Raw genomic sequence first — 17,138 nt, 5'->3', positions numbered from 1 at the left:
CTTTAATGATCATAAATTCAGTGACAATTCCGACTTCGAACCATAAAACAATGGGTTTTCACCTTAATCCACTTGAAAAAGATTCTTCAGAATCTGGGCGTTTTCCGGATTCAGTTTGCCGTAGTTTTCGTCTTCATCATTGCTAATAATAGTCGCGGAGTCATCTACTTCGAACCAGACTTGATATTGGACGAGAGCTTCGGGCATGTTCTTGTCTTCCTTGTAAAAGAAAATCGCAAGCACGTCTTCTACCCTTGCCATGTCTGGTTTCGTATTCGGCTGCCACTCTGTATTGCCCATTGCTTTTTGTGCAACTTCCAAGTCATCATCTTCTACAAGAATCCGTTCTTCACTTTTCGTTCCGTTCTTGTCGACCCGCTGCATATCAATCCGGACAAGGTTTCCCTTTCCCTCTTCTTCAGACAACGCGGAACAACCGGCTAGCAGGATGCCCAGTGCCAAGAGAAACATTGCTTTCCTTAATGATTTCATCATAAGTCACCTCTTTCTTTGCATGTTGTCCGTAAATGGATGCTGTCACGTCTCGAATGCCGCTTCAATCATATCTTTCATCTTCAAACCCGATTTGACCTACCAGAGAGCCCCTAATCTTATCTCAGAATGAACTGCCCTCCATTCCCGTATGCTTTCAATCTCAACTCCACAAATAGGTAAGTGCGGCCATAGCTGAGAACATGAAAAAGACACCGAGGAATACTTCACCGTAATAAGTTTTCGGTCCTTCGTCTTCCGCCTTGTTTTTCCGCCAGGCGATAAACATCCCGATTAGTGTTCCGATTGCCCCGAACCGCAAGACAGCCACCACATAATCATAAACCGGCAAGTAGTGGATAATTGTGAGGTCCCCTTCGTACGTTGTGGCAGTATAGTTTGCCAACAAAAGACCAAGGGCAATCGAAATAATTAGCCCAAACAGTGCGCCATTTCTGATTCGTTTGTTCAAGATATCTACTCCTTTACTTTTAAAGACAGCCTTATAATTTAGTTTATTCTATAAATCCTCTATATCTTCATCATACATCATTTGGAAACTAGGTGAAATACTCTCTCCTGACGTTCCGCTATGACAAACAGCCACCTGCCTGAGATACGGCAAGTGGTATAGAGGTGCAAGAATTTATTCTTTTGCGTATGCAAGTTCTTTGGTGTCAGGAACCCCGAGTGTCACGTTTTCGTGTTTGTTGAAACATTCATGATTGTTTCTCACACAGGTACTCGCCAAAACTATTCCTTAAATATATGCTTCTTATGCCACTTCAAATAGGGTTTACTCTCCTCGGTTCTATGTACTCTCATCTTCCCATCAAGCCCATACTTCGTGTAATCCTCTTTAGGGATGCCCGATGATATATGGATCTTCCCTTGACCATCAAACGCAATTAAACCGTGGTTGTATAAAGCTTCGTGATTGCGACAGAGAAGAATCCCATTGTTTGGATCAAGCCGTTCGATGTTGGTGCTGTCTTTCCATGGTTTTGCGTAGCTTGCTTGCAGCAGTTCAGATAACTCAATGTCGCACAATGCACATTTGTCGTGCCAGAGTGGCATGAGGTCCTTACGAAATAGCTGGTGTCCTAGACGTATCTTGGTTTTCGTTTCCGCTTCGGTTTCAGCAAGGAGCGGGGTGAGGAAATCATGTTCCTTCTTTCGTACCGTACCCATCACGAATTCTAATTGCTCATCGTCAATTTCATAGATAGTTAAATCTCTGATAAGCTCGACTAGTTTAATGGTGAGCTCATCATTGCATGGATATAAGTATCCCTGATTCCCATTAGCGTTCTCTTGAAATGGAGAGTACTTTATGGGCAGCAGTGGGAGGATATCATCGAAAACATGAATGACCGTTAATGGCTTTTCGAGTTCATAATAATCAGCCTCAATTAAATAGCCGCTATCGTTTTCATTGTCCGGCAGATCGATTGTGGTGGGTTTTTGTTCTTCCCTGTATCCAGATTTCACAATGCTGATTGCGACAATGTCTCCTTTTACGTAATGGAAGATGCGATCTCCCTCATTGACTTCTTTCATTCGCTCCCAAAAATGCTGGACATTGCCTGCGCTGTCATGCTGCAGTGACCAGAGGATGCCTAATTCTTTCTCTTCGTGATAGGTACGTCCTTGCATCACTATGAAACTTTGCATGTATCTTCACTCCTTTACGAACTGGTGCATGTTCTTTTCTACCTTAATCATAGCTGTTAATGGAGCAAGTTGCATCTCTCGTTCTAGTAATGACAAATCTATATCTCATTTGGCGTGTACAAACTTTACTGTCTATTTACACACTCATCAATTCTTCTTGTACAGGCAATGGTTGTTACTAGGGTTCTGCATCATTCGGGCATTTAGTTCTATGCATAGACTATAGTGATTGCTAAATAATTTTTAGCAAATCACAATGGAGGTGTTTATCATTCAATCAAAAACATATTTAACAGGCCGTGTTATTTTCAGAGGGGATCCTGGATATCACGAAGCACGACAGAACTGGAATCCCTTTTCTGATTCCTATCCCCTTGTTTTTGTGTTCGCGCAAAATCATCTGGATGTGTCTAACGCAATAATATGGGCTCAAGAAAACAAAGTGCCGCTCCGTGCCCGAAGCGGTCGCCATGCTTTGGAAAGAGAGATGTCTCAAGTAAAAGATGGGATTGTGATTGATGTCAGTGATATGAATCACGTCCGGTTAGACAGAGAAAACGGAGTGGCCTTTGTAGAAACCGGAGGAACTGTAGGACAAATTGTTAAATCTTTGGCACAAAAAGGGTTAATGTTTCCTTTTGGGGATAGCCCAAGTGTAGGAATTGGTGGAATTACCCTTGGTGGAGGTATAGGACCGCTTTGCCGTTCGATAGGATTGATCAGTGACAATCTGATTGGCGTAAAGATGGTAGATGCCCAGGGGAAATTATTAATAGCTAACGAAGAAGAAAATTCCGATCTGCTGTGGGCTTCACGCGGTGGTGGTGGAGGCAATTTCGGAATCGCAACTGAATATGAGTTCAATCTTCATTGTGCTCCAGCAAAAGCAACGACATTTGAAATTGTTTGGCCATGGGAACAGCTGGAGCAAGTCTTTGACGCCTGGCAGAATTGGGCTCCCTTTGTAGATCATCGGTTGGGTACCAGTCTGGAAATTGGCGGTAAATGCAATGGTTTACTCCATGCTTCAGGGCTGTTTCTTGGTTCAAAAGCAGAGTTAACAAACCTACTTGAACCAATAACATCAACAGGAACACCGACAGAGGTCAACATTCAAAACCTACCGTGGCGTGTAGTTGTCAACAATTTGCTACCAGCTGATCCTATACCAGATCCAAGTAGTTCAAAGTTTTCATCCGCTTGGGTAGAAGAAATTTGGCCGGATAGAGCCATCAGATCTATGCGCAGTTTTCTTGAAAAAGCAACTGGAACTGAATCCAATTTCTACTTTTTAAACTGGGGCGGTGCTGTCAGCGAAATTCCATCGGATAAAACAGCATTCTTTTGGCGTAAGCCTAAATTTTACACAGAATGGAGTGCCTCCTGGATGGACCCTTCTGAAGCGCGTAAAAATATCGCATTAGTGACTAAAACCCGTGAGAATCTAGATCCTTTCATTAAAGGCTCTTATGTAAACGTTCCGGACTTTAACATTAAAGATTTCGGTCCAACCTATTATGGAAGAAACTTTGACAGACTTCGTAAAGTAAAAACGAAGTATGACCCTTCGAACGTCTTTAATTATCCTCAAAGTATTCCTCCGTTTAATCATCCGCGTTAAAATTATAATAGGTGGTTTACAAATACTGTTCCTTACGCTGTTGAAGTTTATTCCTAATTGGAATCTGGGTAGTTCGCAAGCCGAAAGTTGAAAAAGCCTAGCAGATTTAAAAATTCTGTTAGGCTTTTTTGCTCTTGGGAGTACGATATTCTGATGGGTATCCAAATTGCTTCGTGCAAAGTAGAAGACTGCAGCTTTTTAGGATGCTGATCAGCCACATCAGTCGTTCTGTATATCTCATTTACTTTAAAAGCTATTCCCATCTATTTCGCCTTTTCTTAAGAACAGAAAGAAATGCGTCCACAACTTCTGGATTGAATTGTGTACCTCTTCCCTTAACCAATTCTTGAACGGCATCTTTAGTGGGCAATGCTTTTCTGTAAATACGGTCCGTCGTCATCGCGTCAAACGAATCGACAACACTTACAATCGATGCTTCCAGTGATATGTCGTCCCCCTTCAGTCTATACGGATACCCTGTACCGTCATATCGTTCGTGATGTTGTTCGACAATGAAAGCTGATTCCCTAAGCATGTCCACTTTGTGATTGCGAATCATTTTAGCACCTTCAATTGTATGAGCTTTCATAATGTCCCATTCTGCAGACGTCAAAGGCCCTGGCTTGTTGAGTATTTCTAGTGGAACTGCAAGTTTTCCAATGTCATGAAAATAAGCTCCCCATCTCAGCGTCAGTAATTGACTCTTTGGCATATCGAGTTCCGTCCACACTTCGATAGAGTAGTTCTTTATTCGATTGCAATGCATATATGTATAGCCATCTAGTTTTTCAATTGCATCTGCTTCTTCTTGTAAAACTTGCGTTTCAAAAAAGCCAGGTTCAAATATTTCCACTGTGGTTTTAATGAGTATTTCTGCATCTGACAGCGCGTGAAATAAAATAGTTTTTTCATATTGTGATGCGTCAATGGTTTCACCCAGTTGAAAACTGCGACGTATTCCTTCATATTGAATTTCAACAGTTCCAGTTAAAAGCGTATACGTTTCAACAACTCCGACATCTGTATCTAAGTTTAATTGAACCCATAAATTCTCCCCTTCGTGTAACGAATACAACGCGTTGGAAAGTCCATCCCATTGCCCGAGTAAAATCACATCCGCATACCCCAGATGAAGTTCGGGATACCCTTTTTCATCATAATTGCTGTACGATCGATTGTTCCTCATGTTTTTACACCCCCAGGAAATAGTACATACGATGTTCAACTATCACTACACTGCTAGTATAGCAAAACTTCAAAACGTTACCTATCCATCCATAAACAAGGATAAAATTATTTGTAACTGAATCATCCAATCTATTGTCCGATAAGATGCTTTCAATCCGTATAATATGTAATAATGAATTTTGATTCACAAAGTCCTGATTCTCATAATGATACATACAGATCTCGTTAGCCTGCTAGATTATTAGATGTAAATCAGATTGACCGTAAGTTTGAAACGAACATAAAAATAGAATCCATCTAAAAGGAGTATGAATCATGAAGAAGGCTATATTAGCAGTGTTAATCACAGGATTGGTAGTTACTCTAGGTATCTTGGGCTATGAATGGTTCATCGCCACTTCAAAAGAAAAAGAAGTTACGATTGAAAAAGATGATACAAAATCATTAGCCGTGAAAATTAATTTTGATGCAGGTGATTTAGATATTCAAGGCGGATCTGAAAACTGGTTAGATGCTATCTTTGAATTTAAGAATAAGAGCGCTATTCCCAAAGTAAAGTATGTTAAAAAACAAGATAAAAGTGTCCTAACGGTTAAACCAAAATCTAAGCTCTTCGGTATGAATAGAACCAATCAACTAAACCATTGGGACATTCAACTTACTAATACGATCCCTATAGAACTGGACGTTGACATGGGAGTATCAAAAGCAACATTGAACTTGAAAGGAATTCAGTTGAACAAATTGACAATTGACGGTGGCGTCAGTGATTCTACAATAGACTTAGGAGGCGAATTGCAGAATAGTTTTCAAGGGAAGATTGATATCGGTGTTGGTCGAATGACACTACTGCTGCCAAAACAAACCGGCATCAAACTGAGTATAGATAAAGGCCTTGGTAAACTAGACTTGCAAGATTTTATCGCACAAGGTAATAACGTATACATCAACGAGGCTTATGATAATAGCGAAACAAGTATCGAATTGGATGTCGATATAGGTGTAGGAAGTTTGAAGGTGGACCTTGTAGAATAGGGATTTTAGGTGTCAGTGCGTGAAACGTTCTTACTTGTTTCATACACTGGCACCTTTTTAAATATTAAGCTATACGAACGAGATAGTACTGGAGTCATGATAAGAGAAGAAAACCTTCAATTTCGTTGAATTGATAGTTGAATAGTCAAACACCGTACACAATTTTGTCACAACCCAACAACAATTTTTTCGCACCCCAAAATGCGACATACTTTTCATTGCTCGTTTTATATGATGAACACGTTGCTTTTATACTTACAAGAAATTTGCTGCATGATTTGAAGAATAATCTTTCATATGGAGGTGTAGAATTGAAAAATTTTGTCACAAAGAAACTTCTATTGTTTAGAATACGAGTAAAAAGAATAGTGATGTATAAGAAAGCAGGACACTTCGGATTTACACATCCAAGCGTTGTAAAATGTAGTTGTGAACTAGATACCTTATTGAACAGATTTCAGGGAATTTGTACATAACTTTAGTTATTGAATTTCCGTTATCATATAAGACATCGCTAGCCTGAGACAGTTCCAATCTTTCGGAACTGTCTTTTTCGTATCTTGTAAAACATAATGGCTGTCTAGAGAATCTGATTCAAGTCGATCATTCACCTACACTTGCTCCCTAGTAAAGTTACAGGTTCGTGATTATCTACTCCAGCGAGGATTTAGGTCATCCTCATCCCGTTAGAAAAGGCTCTTAATATGCAAAGTTTGGACTAGGCTTGTATCTCAAAATAAGCGTATCCCTCTACTTCACCACTTTTCTTAAACTTAAGCGAAAGTGCGAACATGTTACAATAAGGAAAGTGAATTGCAGATAGATAAGGGGCGGAGTCTTTGAGATTGAATCAATACATTAGTTCTTCTGGTTTCTGTTCTAGAAGACAAGCGGAGCGGTTTATTACTGCTGAAAAAGTTTTAGTGAATGGCGAGATCGCACCTCACGTTTGTTTCGTTGAAGATCATGATCTAGTCGTAGTAGATGGCCATAAAATTAAACATTCTTTTAACAAGGTCTATATGATACTTAACAAACCAAGCGGGATTATTTGTACCGCTTCTCCTGACGTTGTTGATAATATTATTGACTTTGTCTCCTATCCTGAACGTATTTTTCCTGTTGGACGCCTAGATAAAGAAACTGAAGGTCTTATTGTGTTAACAAATGACGGAAGCATTGTAAATGAGTTAATGAAAGAAGAAAATAACCATGAAAAAGAATACATTGTAACCGTCGATAAAAAGATTACAGATTCTTTTATAGAAGATTTATCAAACGGGGTAGAGATTTATAATCCAAGAAAAAAAGGCACTACGAGAACAAATGCTTGCGCTGTAGTTCAAATGGATGATTATACGTTTCGCATAACACTTTCCCAAGGATTAAATCGACAAATCCGTAGAATGTGCAGACGATTTCAATACACAGTTACTCACTTGAAAAGGATTCGAATTAAGCACATTCATCTCGGTTCATTAGAATCCGGTCATTGGCGCTTCTTGACTAAAGAGGAAATAGCAGGTTTACATAGGTAAATATTTATTCCCTAAAAAGGGATAACAGATAGTTGCTTGAATGAAACATAACTAGTTAGCAAATTTGATGTCTATCTATCTTCAGCGCTCAATTTCATGAGTCTAAATGTTTCTAGTAAAGCGTTTTGCCTTCTCCTGAAAGGGGATTCTCATTAGTAGTGTCTTCTGTATTTGTTCCCCTATTTTTTGCTATTCTATCAAAAAGAAAAGTACTTTCTTTGGAATGCTCATCCATTCTCCATGGTCTGAAATGAGCTCCTTTCCCCCCACTGTAACTAATCCATGCTGGACATTCGATCAAAGATCTGTATCATTACTCTCCACTTAATTTCATACATGCTTTAAGTAACATCTCTAGGAGTCGAAATAGGAATTTAATATACAAGAATTGCACTGGGACCTAATCATGATTTGCAAAATAAAGCGAACTGTCATCAACAAGTTAGTCTGATTTATGTCATCCTACCAATTCTAGTATTAGATACCTGTGTAAGATCTAATTCTGAGAAGTTTCTAGGTTATAACTTTTCAGCCATCCATAAGCAGTTTTTTTAAATTGCACTTTTCAACTGCCTATTCCTGCTAGCCCGTCCTTTCTTCCTTTCACTGAATAAGATAGGAAGGGAGGGAGGTGTAATAATGAATTTCAATGATAACTTTTACAAATGTAGGAGAAACAATAATAATTGCAGCAAGTGTTCACCTTGCAGTTCCTCAGAACATGGTAAATGTAACAAGTATTCACCTTGCAGCCCTTTAGAATGTTGTAATTGTAATTGCGGGCTAGGCGGTTGTCGAGGACCAAGAGGATATGAAGGACCAGCTGGAGCGACTGGCGCAACCGGGGGGACTGGAGTGGCTGGCGATATTGGACCATCTGGCGATACTGGAGCGACTGGAGTGGCTGGTGATATTGGACCGACTGGTGCTACTGGAGCGACTGGAGTTGCTGGCGATATTGGACCTACTGGCGCTACTGGAGCTACGGGAATTGCTGGCGATATTGGACCGACTGGCGATACTGGAGCTACGGGAATTGCTGGCGATATTGGACCTACTGGCGATACTGGAGCGACTGGAGTGGCTGGCGATATTGGACCATCTGGCGATACTGGAGCGACTGGAGTTGCTGGTGATACTGGCCCGACTGGCGCAACCGGGGCTACCGGAGGAACTGGCGATGTGGGACCATCTGGCGATACTGGAGCTACGGGAATTGCTGGCGATATTGGACCGACTGGCGATACTGGAGCTACGGGAATTGCTGGCGATATTGGACCTACTGGCGATACTGGAGCGACTGGAGTGGCTGGCGATATTGGAATAACTGGCGCTACTGGAGCTACGGGAATTGCTGGCGATATTGGACCATCTGGCGCGACTGGAGCGACGGGAATTGCTGGCGATATTGGACCATCTGGCGCGACTGGAGCGACGGGAATTGCTGGCGATATTGGACCATCTGGCGCGACTGGAGCGACGGGAATTGCTGGCGATATTGGACCATCTGGCGCTACTGGAGCGACGGGAATTGCTGGCGATATTGGACCATCTGGCGCGACGGGAGCGACGGGAATTGCTGGCGATATTGGACCATCTGGCGCAACCGGGGCTACTGGTGGAACTGGCGATGTGGGACCAACTGGCGCGACTGGAGTGGCTGGCGATACTGGACCATCTGGCGCAACCGGGGCTACTGGAGGAACTGGCGATGTGGGACCAACTGGCGCGACTGGAGTGGCTGGAGCTACGGGAATTGCTGGCGATATTGGACCATCTGGCGCAACCGGGGCTACTGGAGGAACTGGCGATATTGGGCCAACTGGCGCTACTGGAGCGACTGGAGTTGCTGGAGTGGCTGGTGATACTGGACCGACTGGCGCAACCGGGACTACCGGAGGAACTGGCGATGTGGGACCAACTGGTGCAACAGGAGCGGCTGGTGGATTATCTGAATTTGGATATATTTACAACTTGACCCCTAGAACAGTAGCTATAGAGGAAGATGTTATTTTTGACTCTAACGGAATACTAACACCTGGGATTACGCATATCCTAGGAACTACTGACATAGTAGTTACTACTCCGGGTTACTACGAGGTTACTTTCTCCGTGTCGGGTACAGAGCCCAACCAATTCGCATTATTCCAAAATGGCGCACTAGTTTCGGGCACAGTTTATGGTTCAGGTGCGGGCACCCAACAGAACAACGGGCAGGTCATACTCATCATGTCAGCTGGAGATGTTTTAACTCTTCGAAACCATTCGTCTGCAGCAGCAGTTGGCCTTGCCTCTATCATAGGGGGCACACAAGCAAACGTAAACGCTTCTATTGTTATTAAATTATTAAGTTAGGTTCTATTGAATATAGAACTCTCACAAGAATAAAGTGAAAATACAAGGTACTTTCCGAGCTTTTAATTGAGTGATCGGAATGAATTCGTGAGTGATTCTTGTGAAACTCATAATTCAAACACTGCTCTTACAACAGAGTAATTTAGTATCTGGTAAAAGTATGATCCTGTGGAGGTAAATCTCTGCGGGGTCTTTTTTAATTGAAAAATCATAAATATATTTCCTAATAAAATAGGTAACATAATCATTTTCGATAGACGCTTCATGTCTTCCTACTAAGAGCTCGCGTTAGGAAATACTCACTTCCCTACCCTAACGGTGCTATGAACGCTTGGAAAATAATTTTCCATTCCGCCAGACTGGAACTGTTCCTCCACTCCCATTACCGAACTCTGATCAGTTATAAAGCAATTAAATACTCCTCTGTATCTCTTGTATAAACGCTTACAACAGAATTTGTCCAGCAGCGCCGCTCGTTCATTATGAACCCAAAAACACAGTTTGAAGCTCTGTTTCTATAATCTCACTTTCTAAAGAAACACTGTAGGCCTTGGCATTTGGCCTCGAGCTAACTATTTTAATAATTCCTTGCTCCTTATAATGAATTGCAACCCCATCATCTGTCGCAATCCCAGGCTGTATTTTTTTTGATTTAATAAGCTTGTGATATGCAGGTCTTCTTTCTATTTCACCATCGTAGTGCGGACAATTACTCCCCTTTAAAAAACCCAAACATTCAATTGGTTCAAGTTCATCCCCATACGAATCTGTAACCCCTTCTTCAAACCAACAAATGGATCCTGCACTTACCCCCGCTAAAATAACGCCTTGTTCCCACGCTTTTCTTAAAATACCGTCTAAATCCCATTCTTTCCATAAAGCTAAAAGGTTCTTAGTATTTCCACCACCTACATAAACAATGTCTTTCTCTAAAATAAAGCTCCCAAGATCCCTTTTCGGAGGTTTAAATAAAGATAAATGGGATGGCTCACAGTGTTGTTGATTGAAAAAGTTATAATACCTGGAAATATAATTATCAGAATCTCCACTGGCCGTAGGGATAAAACAAATTTTCGGCTTCACTTTCTTTGCTTGTTTCAATATATACAAATCTAGTAATGGATTATCTGGTTCCATTGAAAACCCTCCACCACCAAGAGCGATTATTTGTCTCATCTGCGTACTCCTTCCAAAAAAGGTATTAGCGTCTACAAATAATATATAATCCATTACTGAACTATTTTCGAGATAAACTACTTTAACTTTTTTAGAAGCTTCACATATTCACCATAGTTGTCTTCTCCAACAAATAATACGTTAGTAAATCCCAATTTTTCATATAGGTGGCGAGCATTTAAATTATCCGTATCAACACCAAGCGTAATTTCTTCATAGCCAAGTTGCTGAGAATAGTCAATTAGGTAATCAAGGATAATGCCGCCTATTCCACGATTGCGACATCCTTCTTTAACTATCATACGAGATAAGTAAATCCGTTTATTTTGAATCGTATAATCCGGGTCATTGTTGTTAAAAACCAATGAACCTTCTCCGATAAATTCGTTTTTTTCCAAATAAATAAAAGTAATTCTGTTTCCGCTTACTAATTCATCATAAAACATTTTCGCCATTTTTGGTTGTTTGACCATATCCCAAATGTTGCTGCACTTATTATAGTCTTCAATCGTTAATTTCTTTATTTTATATGACGTCATCACCTTGTCCCCTCCTAGAACTGATCATCCAATGAAATAGAGTAGAAATTAAGCTTAGAGATGCTTTCGGCAACTAATGATGCAAATCGTTCATGTTTTTCAATGGTCAAACTTCAAACTGTTTTAAATGATGGTCAAGATGCTTGTATATTCCTATCCCCCATTGCTCAGAAGTAAATTTCCCGAAAAAAGGATGCGGATGTGTTGTGCACTTATAGGGTCCACTCTGTTGAAATTCGATAATTTTTTGTTTAAGCTTTTCTTTTTCTATGCTAAGTTCTCTATTATCCGCAATCAAAATAGTTGGAATGGTAGACATATTACGGGGTACTGCCTTTTCATTGTAAAAGATTTGCTTTGCAAACCTCCCGACTATTCTTCCTAACCAGCTCCTTGGTGGAAAAGAATTTCCCATAGCAATGTCTTGAAATGAGGAACAATGCGCTAACATTTGAGCAACATCCATTTTTCCCCATTGTGGCTGCGAATTTGGACTCAAATTATCAATACGCTCTAAAACTTCTGCCATATCTTTTTGATTATAAATACTTTTCATTAGTACCGTTCCCCTTTTATTATACTGAGTCGACCATCTTAACTTATTTAGCCCTATTCCATATTCGCGTCCTTTATTCCAACAAATAATGTAGTATTTGGTTACACTTTTAAAGCAATACCAATAGGATAGTAATATATTTAACTTATTGATATAATGTGATTTATGTGAACTATCTTTCATTCTTACTACTCTTCTTTTAGTTAGCAAATCTAAAGTTCAAAGTTAAAGGTTTTTCTGTGTTGATATTATGAAGTTGTTCTTATTTAGAGGAGGAATACTACGAGTGTAAAACTACCCTAAGAAATCAGATTTCAATTTGATAGTAAAGGGGTAGTAAGAATGAAAAATCAATCATTTCGTTTTCTTTGGATGGGCCAATCAATGGCTAATCTAGGCGATGTTCTTTATATTGTGGGGATCATTTCTTTTTTATATTCACTTACAGAATCGCCTTTTGCATTAGCATTGGTACCTTTCATCAATATGCTCGGCCGTTTCATAAGTGGAATCATCTCTCCGTGGTTGTTGAATCGTTTTCCTTTAAAGACGTTGCTCATTTATTCACAAGTTAGCAAGACCATGCTACTAGTTATTCTATCGCTTTTCTTGATATCCGAAACAATGTCTGGTCTATTCATCATTCTGGCCTTTGTGGGTGGTATTGCCTTTTTGGATGGCTGGGCATCACCGGCAAGTCATGCTATGCTACCACGATTGGTACCAAAAGAACAACTCGTCAAAGCGAACAGTTTCTTCTCCATCGTCTCTGAAACAGTGAATTTAGGAGGCTGGGCACTCGGAGGGGTAGCCGTTGCATTAACGAGTGGGCATTTTGTTATTTTCGGTACCGTTGTGCTGTATATAATAGCAACGATGATGATGTTCGGCATTTGCGATCCTACGCCATTTCGAAAAAAGGAAGTGGAAGGTAAACGAACGAGTGAGCTAACAGAAGGTTGGCAGATCATCTGGAGAAACCCGCTTTTCAGGAGTTTACATGTGATCATTATTTTTGAGGCAATGGCCAATGTTGTATGGATCGCTTCAATCCTTTACATCTTCGTGACAGAAATTCTCGGTAAGACAGAAGCTTGGTGGGGGTACATGAATACAGCCTTCTTCTTTGGCATGATAATTGGCGGTGTCATATGCTCTCGATTTGTAGTTGGGATTGAAAACAATCTAAAGCGCTTGCTCATTCTGTTATCACTTGGCATTAGCGGCGTCACTCTTCTTTTCGGAGTGACGACCATTCCGTGGGTTTCCATTCTAATAGTTATAGTGAATGGCATTGTCCAACAATTAAAAACCATCGTTAGTGAGACCATGCTTCAAAAGTCTGCAACTACTGACGAGCTTCCTAAAATATACGCCGCTCAAAGTGCCATAATTTCACTGTTATTCGGTATATCCTCCCTAAGTTTCGGGGCGATTGCAGAGCTTTGGGATGTCAGGGTCACATTTATCCTTGCAGCAACTTTGTTAGGACTCGGTGCTCTATTTGCATTTATTCGTCGTCGCGATTTCATCATTACAACTGAATGATTTACTTGAAAACCTTATCAAAGATGGTTTCGTCGCAGGTTAACTGAAAAAAACGATTGGACACTTGTCCGATCGTTTTTTTGATTCTATTCAAAAAATGGCCTGAGTAAACACGGCTTTCTATCCTTACTGCAGAAGATTATTCCCTAATGAAAAGTAAGTTTTCGTCCATTTTGGGCATTACATGTCCAAAAGGAGTAAAAAGGTGCATTTTTAACAACCATTTTGACTTTATTTTAAACAACCACTTCAAACAGCACACAAGATTGAGCAGTGTGACACAGATTACTAATAGAATACATTAATTTAAGCAAATAAAAAAAGACCCTACACGTAGGATCTTTTTCTAGCAATAATTAAGCTTTTTGAACGTTTGTAGCTTGTAGGCCACGTTGTCCTTGTTCGATTTCAAATGTTACACTTTGACCTTCGTCTAAAGATTTGAAACCTTCACTTTGGATTGCTGAGAAGTGAACGAATACGTCCTCTCCTGCTTCACGCTCGATGAAGCCAAAACCTTTTTCTGCATTAAACCATTTCACTGTACCTTGTTCCATAATTATTACCTCCTGGTGTGTGGATATCCACACAAATCTGTTACTATGCTTGCTCAAATACCTTAGACGAAAAACAAAATATTTTCTCTATCTGAGAAAGAACAAAAATAATACTTCTTAAGAATAACAGGTATATGATTAAAAAGCAACTAGTTCGTTTCATTCTTATAAAAAGATATTAACATTCACATTGTGACTCAACTTCTGCAGAGGGAACTCCTCAAACTAACCCTGATAAAACAATAGAGCGAGCAAATACATTAGTTGTCGGACGGATAGCAAATCATATGAGCGCTTTTTGAATTCCGTTTGAATTTTTCAAGAGAAACATCGGCTCCAAGAAAAAAGACTTCTATGTCCCAATACATTCCGTACTTCTGAACGATTTCCTGGTCAGTGAACGGCATTTATAATTTTCCATTTTAAGTTTCGATCTTACTACTTCCATTTTAATCCAAACAAAGTCAGTAGGATTATATACGCTCTTCAACTAAATTTCCCGATTGAGGTATACCCCTTTTCAAAACCCTCTCGTGGATAGAACAATACTCAAGATACATTTCCTAACAAAAAATCACTTTACATGGTTAATAAAATAAGTATCATACGATTCTTTAAACATGTACCCAAGTTTTTTGGCTAATTCAACAGATTCAGAATTCGCCCCATCCCAACTTGGGTATTTCCCGTTATCCAGGCAATCTAAGATCAGTGCAGAGGCCACTATAGTCGCTAAACCTTTCCTTCTGTATTCGGGGTTTGTAGCAATTTCAATTTCAATACCATCGTCATATATACTAAAGGATGTCGCTGCAGCAACAACTTCATCCTCGTGAAGGATGGCATAGCCCACACCTCTATTTATAAAATCATCTATGGATTCAAACTGACTTACAAAGTCCTCAGATAGCTCATTAAAAGACGGTGCATTTGCTATATGGTGATCAACCTTCTTAATTTCATAATCCTCGGGCAGCGAAGACATTAAGTGTACTATATGCAACCTATTTAAGTGATCTGGGTTCTTATCAAAACTGTATCTCGGGAATTTATTAACTGCACCGCTATGAACTGTTTCTAAGCGTTTTTTCCATTCATCCGAATCAACAATTGCTAATGTGAATTCAGGGAGATTATATAGTAATTCTTCTGCTTCCTTTTTACTTGAATCTCCAGCATAAAACACAAAAATCCCTACAGTGATCTGGGCAACGACCGGATTCTCAAGGTTATCTACCCAAGCTGTACCCATATGGCCTTGTAGATACGATAGAACAATAGTGCTATCAAAACCTTCAAACATGGGTACTAATTTTTTCCTTACTTCTGCATTTGCTTCATAGATCATCTAATTCCTACTTTCTTAATTTATTATTGAACTCCGATAAATTTTCGTAACACTGTGAACCTTTCAAACACTCCAATAACAGTATATCAGAGATACTTCTATAGACATTTATGAAAAATAAAAAGCACCGCTGAATGCGATGCTGAACGATGTAGTAATTGAATATTAATCAACTTGTGGTTTTTACTTTTGTACTTCTCAGCTTCACTAATTATCGTGTACTGAGATGAAACTTAAAAGGCTGGCAGTTGGATGTCACGCCAGCCGCTTACATCACACTGTCCATATTCATCATCACCAACAGCAACTACTGTGCCATCAGATTTAAGCCCTACGGTATGGGCACACCCCGCTGCTATCGCTACAATGTCTTGCCAATCACTCACGTTACATTCGCCATATACATTCAACCCCACTGCCATCACAGTACCGTCGGATTTCAGGCCAAGTGTGTGGTAACTGCCCGCTGCTATCGCCTGGATACCTGACCATCCGCTTACATCACATTGGTTATGTTTATTCAAGCCTGAAGCCACCACGGTCCCATCAGATTTAAGAGCGATTGTATGTAGATAACCCGCTGCTACCGCAATAACGTTGCTCCACTTACTGACATCACATTGATCATATCGATTATTTCCTGCGGCTATAACCGTTTTATCTTGATTGAGACCGACGGTATGCCAATCCCCTGCTGTAATCGCTACAATATTTTGCCAATCATTTACGTTGCATTGCTCTTCATTATTTCTTCCTACAGCAACGACGGTCCCATTTGACTTTAGTCCAATCGTACGACGCCACCCTGCCGCAATCATTACAATATTGCACCAGTCATTGACATTGCATTGGCCTTGTCTATTCCACCCCACTGCCATGGCTGTGCCATCAGATTTTAGCCCAACTGTATGAGCATTACCTGTATTCGTCGCCTTATGAACATTACTAGCTGCTACCTCTACAACCCCGTACCAAGTACTAACATTGCATTGACCACATTTATTATCCCCTATAGCCGTTACAGTGCCATCAGATTTAAGCCCAACAGAATGACGACGTCCCGCCGCTAAGGTAACTTTTGGTCGCAGTATCGTCCTTAACATCGCTTCTTTCGATGACAGATAATCCATCCGATACCTCCTTGAGTTTAGGGAATCTCTATCCTTATTTGCTTTTAGTTTATTCCATTATTCAGCTCGTATTCATAGTAAAGTGAACTATCCTAGTACTTCGCTGACACTATACCAATGTAATTAAGCTTTATGAAAAAAGAAAACACCCCTAAATGCGATGTCCTTTGATGTTTCATTTTGATTGTAAGTTAATCATTTACCCTGAATTTTTTTCAGATAAAAGAAACGAAACGGATTAAGGAATATAGGTCTGTGTAGTGCAAGATAGAAGTACAGAGTTTTGAAAGGAATAAGTACATAACGCTGCAATTGTAAAATAATAAAAAAAGGCTTGCCAGCCTTCCAAAATTTCTCTACTGTATTGGTGTCGAATCAAAT

General features: G+C 40.1%; 16 protein-coding genes. 6 read left to right on the top strand and 10 right to left on the bottom strand.

Going from position 1 to position 17,138, the window contains the following annotated elements; translation table 11 throughout:
- Positions 1 to 63: 63 nt before the first annotated feature.
- The 3 genes from DVB69_RS00085 to DVB69_RS00075 form a co-directional block, all read right to left on the bottom strand.
- Positions 64 to 495 carry a hypothetical protein gene (locus DVB69_RS00085; RefSeq protein ID WP_116015346.1) on the bottom strand — a complete coding sequence of 144 codons (432 nt, stop codon included), beginning with the start codon at positions 493 to 495 and terminating at the stop codon, positions 64 to 66.
- Between the two features lie 160 nt (positions 496 to 655).
- Entirely contained in the window at positions 656 to 964 is a 309-nt protein-coding gene (locus DVB69_RS00080) for a hypothetical protein (RefSeq protein ID WP_116015344.1), read from the bottom strand.
- Between the two features lie 281 nt (positions 965 to 1,245).
- Positions 1,246 to 2,166, bottom strand: coding sequence for an HNH endonuclease (locus DVB69_RS00075; RefSeq protein WP_116015342.1), 921 nt, complete (start codon positions 2,164 to 2,166; stop codon positions 1,246 to 1,248).
- Between the two features lie 256 nt (positions 2,167 to 2,422).
- Between DVB69_RS00075 and DVB69_RS00070 the strand changes: the two genes are divergently transcribed.
- Positions 2,423 to 3,787 carry an FAD-binding oxidoreductase gene (locus DVB69_RS00070; protein ID WP_116015340.1) on the top strand — a complete coding sequence of 455 codons (1,365 nt, stop codon included), beginning with the start codon at positions 2,423 to 2,425 and terminating at the stop codon, positions 3,785 to 3,787.
- Positions 3,788 to 4,040: 253 nt separating this feature from the next.
- Here DVB69_RS00070 and DVB69_RS00060 read toward each other — a convergent pair whose 3' ends face one another.
- The gene (locus tag DVB69_RS00060) at positions 4,041 to 4,973 is read right to left on the bottom strand and encodes an HD-GYP domain-containing protein (RefSeq protein WP_116015336.1); all 933 of its coding nucleotides are present in this window, start codon (positions 4,971 to 4,973) and stop codon (positions 4,041 to 4,043) included.
- 317 nt (positions 4,974 to 5,290) lie between these two features.
- Here DVB69_RS00060 and DVB69_RS00055 point away from each other — a divergent pair, with 317 nt between their 5' ends.
- The 4 genes from DVB69_RS00055 (at position 5,291) to DVB69_RS17740 (ending at position 9,903) form a co-directional block, all read left to right on the top strand.
- On the top strand, positions 5,291 to 6,010 hold the full coding sequence (locus DVB69_RS00055) for a toast rack family protein (RefSeq protein WP_116015334.1): 720 nt from the start codon (positions 5,291 to 5,293) through the stop codon (positions 6,008 to 6,010).
- Between the two features lie 137 nt (positions 6,011 to 6,147).
- Positions 6,148 to 6,486: a Spo0E family sporulation regulatory protein-aspartic acid phosphatase gene (locus tag DVB69_RS17905; protein ID WP_370452899.1), complete on the top strand. Its 339-nt coding sequence runs from the start codon at positions 6,148 to 6,150 to the stop codon at positions 6,484 to 6,486.
- A 363-nt stretch (positions 6,487 to 6,849) separates the two neighbouring features.
- A complete protein-coding gene (locus DVB69_RS00045; RefSeq protein ID WP_116015330.1) occupies positions 6,850 to 7,548 on the top strand; it encodes a pseudouridine synthase in 699 nt (232 codons plus the stop codon).
- A 900-nt stretch (positions 7,549 to 8,448) separates the two neighbouring features.
- Positions 8,449 to 9,903, top strand: a complete 1,455-nt coding sequence (locus tag DVB69_RS17740; RefSeq protein ID WP_483315843.1) for an autotransporter outer membrane beta-barrel domain-containing protein — start codon at positions 8,449 to 8,451, stop codon at positions 9,901 to 9,903.
- Between the two features lie 480 nt (positions 9,904 to 10,383).
- Here the strand turns inward: DVB69_RS17740 and DVB69_RS00035 are convergent, their stop codons facing one another.
- The 3 genes from DVB69_RS00035 to DVB69_RS00025 form a co-directional block, all read right to left on the bottom strand.
- The gene (locus tag DVB69_RS00035) at positions 10,384 to 11,079 is read right to left on the bottom strand and encodes a Type 1 glutamine amidotransferase-like domain-containing protein (protein WP_116015328.1); all 696 of its coding nucleotides are present in this window, start codon (positions 11,077 to 11,079) and stop codon (positions 10,384 to 10,386) included.
- A 77-nt stretch (positions 11,080 to 11,156) separates the two neighbouring features.
- Positions 11,157 to 11,618 carry a GNAT family N-acetyltransferase gene (locus tag DVB69_RS00030; protein ID WP_116015486.1) on the bottom strand — a complete coding sequence of 154 codons (462 nt, stop codon included), beginning with the start codon at positions 11,616 to 11,618 and terminating at the stop codon, positions 11,157 to 11,159.
- A gap of 106 nt (positions 11,619 to 11,724) precedes the next feature.
- Positions 11,725 to 12,174, bottom strand: coding sequence for a DUF1569 domain-containing protein (locus DVB69_RS00025; protein ID WP_116015484.1), 450 nt, complete (start codon positions 12,172 to 12,174; stop codon positions 11,725 to 11,727).
- Positions 12,175 to 12,516: 342 nt separating this feature from the next.
- Here DVB69_RS00025 and DVB69_RS00020 point away from each other — a divergent pair, with 342 nt between their 5' ends.
- On the top strand, positions 12,517 to 13,722 hold the full coding sequence (locus DVB69_RS00020) for an MFS transporter (protein WP_116015326.1): 1,206 nt from the start codon (positions 12,517 to 12,519) through the stop codon (positions 13,720 to 13,722).
- Positions 13,723 to 14,078: 356 nt separating this feature from the next.
- Here the strand turns inward: DVB69_RS00020 and DVB69_RS00015 are convergent, their stop codons facing one another.
- The 3 genes from DVB69_RS00015 to DVB69_RS00005 form a co-directional block, all read right to left on the bottom strand.
- The gene (locus DVB69_RS00015) at positions 14,079 to 14,279 is read right to left on the bottom strand and encodes a cold-shock protein (RefSeq protein ID WP_025783429.1); all 201 of its coding nucleotides are present in this window, start codon (positions 14,277 to 14,279) and stop codon (positions 14,079 to 14,081) included.
- A gap of 574 nt (positions 14,280 to 14,853) precedes the next feature.
- Complete coding sequence (locus DVB69_RS00010; RefSeq protein WP_116015324.1) at positions 14,854 to 15,627, bottom strand: GNAT family N-acetyltransferase; 774 nt, start codon at positions 15,625 to 15,627, stop codon at positions 14,854 to 14,856.
- 233 nt (positions 15,628 to 15,860) lie between these two features.
- The gene (locus DVB69_RS00005) at positions 15,861 to 16,757 is read right to left on the bottom strand and encodes an RCC1 domain-containing protein (protein WP_116015322.1); all 897 of its coding nucleotides are present in this window, start codon (positions 16,755 to 16,757) and stop codon (positions 15,861 to 15,863) included.
- Between the last annotated feature and the right edge of the window lie 381 nt (positions 16,758 to 17,138).

Origin of the sequence: Sporosarcina sp. BI001-red (genome assembly GCF_003384035.1) — a bacterium.
Taxonomy (GTDB): domain Bacteria; phylum Bacillota; class Bacilli; order Bacillales_A; family Planococcaceae; genus Sporosarcina.
Note: the sequence above shows the minus strand (reverse complement) of the source record. Positions and strands in the feature narration are given on the sequence as shown.

Coding starts and splice junctions, on each gene's coding strand:
- DVB69_RS00085 (WP_116015346.1), bottom strand. CDS start 495: ATGATGAAATCATTAAGGAAAGCAATGTTTCTCTTGGCACTGGGCATC.
- DVB69_RS00075 (WP_116015342.1), bottom strand. CDS start 2,166: ATGCAAAGTTTCATAGTGATGCAAGGACGTACCTATCACGAAGAGAAA.
- DVB69_RS00070 (WP_116015340.1), top strand. CDS start 2,423: ATGGAGGTGTTTATCATTCAATCAAAAACATATTTAACAGGCCGTGTT.
- DVB69_RS00060 (WP_116015336.1), bottom strand. CDS start 4,973: ATGAGGAACAATCGATCGTACAGCAATTATGATGAAAAAGGGTATCCC.
- DVB69_RS00055 (WP_116015334.1), top strand. CDS start 5,291: ATGAAGAAGGCTATATTAGCAGTGTTAATCACAGGATTGGTAGTTACT.
- DVB69_RS00035 (WP_116015328.1), bottom strand. CDS start 11,079: ATGAGACAAATAATCGCTCTTGGTGGTGGAGGGTTTTCAATGGAACCA.
- DVB69_RS00030 (WP_116015486.1), bottom strand. CDS start 11,618: ATGACGTCATATAAAATAAAGAAATTAACGATTGAAGACTATAATAAG.
- DVB69_RS00025 (WP_116015484.1), bottom strand. CDS start 12,174: ATGAAAAGTATTTATAATCAAAAAGATATGGCAGAAGTTTTAGAGCGT.
- DVB69_RS00020 (WP_116015326.1), top strand. CDS start 12,517: ATGAAAAATCAATCATTTCGTTTTCTTTGGATGGGCCAATCAATGGCT.
- DVB69_RS00015 (WP_025783429.1), bottom strand. CDS start 14,279: ATGGAACAAGGTACAGTGAAATGGTTTAATGCAGAAAAAGGTTTTGGC.
- DVB69_RS00010 (WP_116015324.1), bottom strand. CDS start 15,627: ATGATCTATGAAGCAAATGCAGAAGTAAGGAAAAAATTAGTACCCATG.
- DVB69_RS00005 (WP_116015322.1), bottom strand. CDS start 16,757: ATGGATTATCTGTCATCGAAAGAAGCGATGTTAAGGACGATACTGCGA.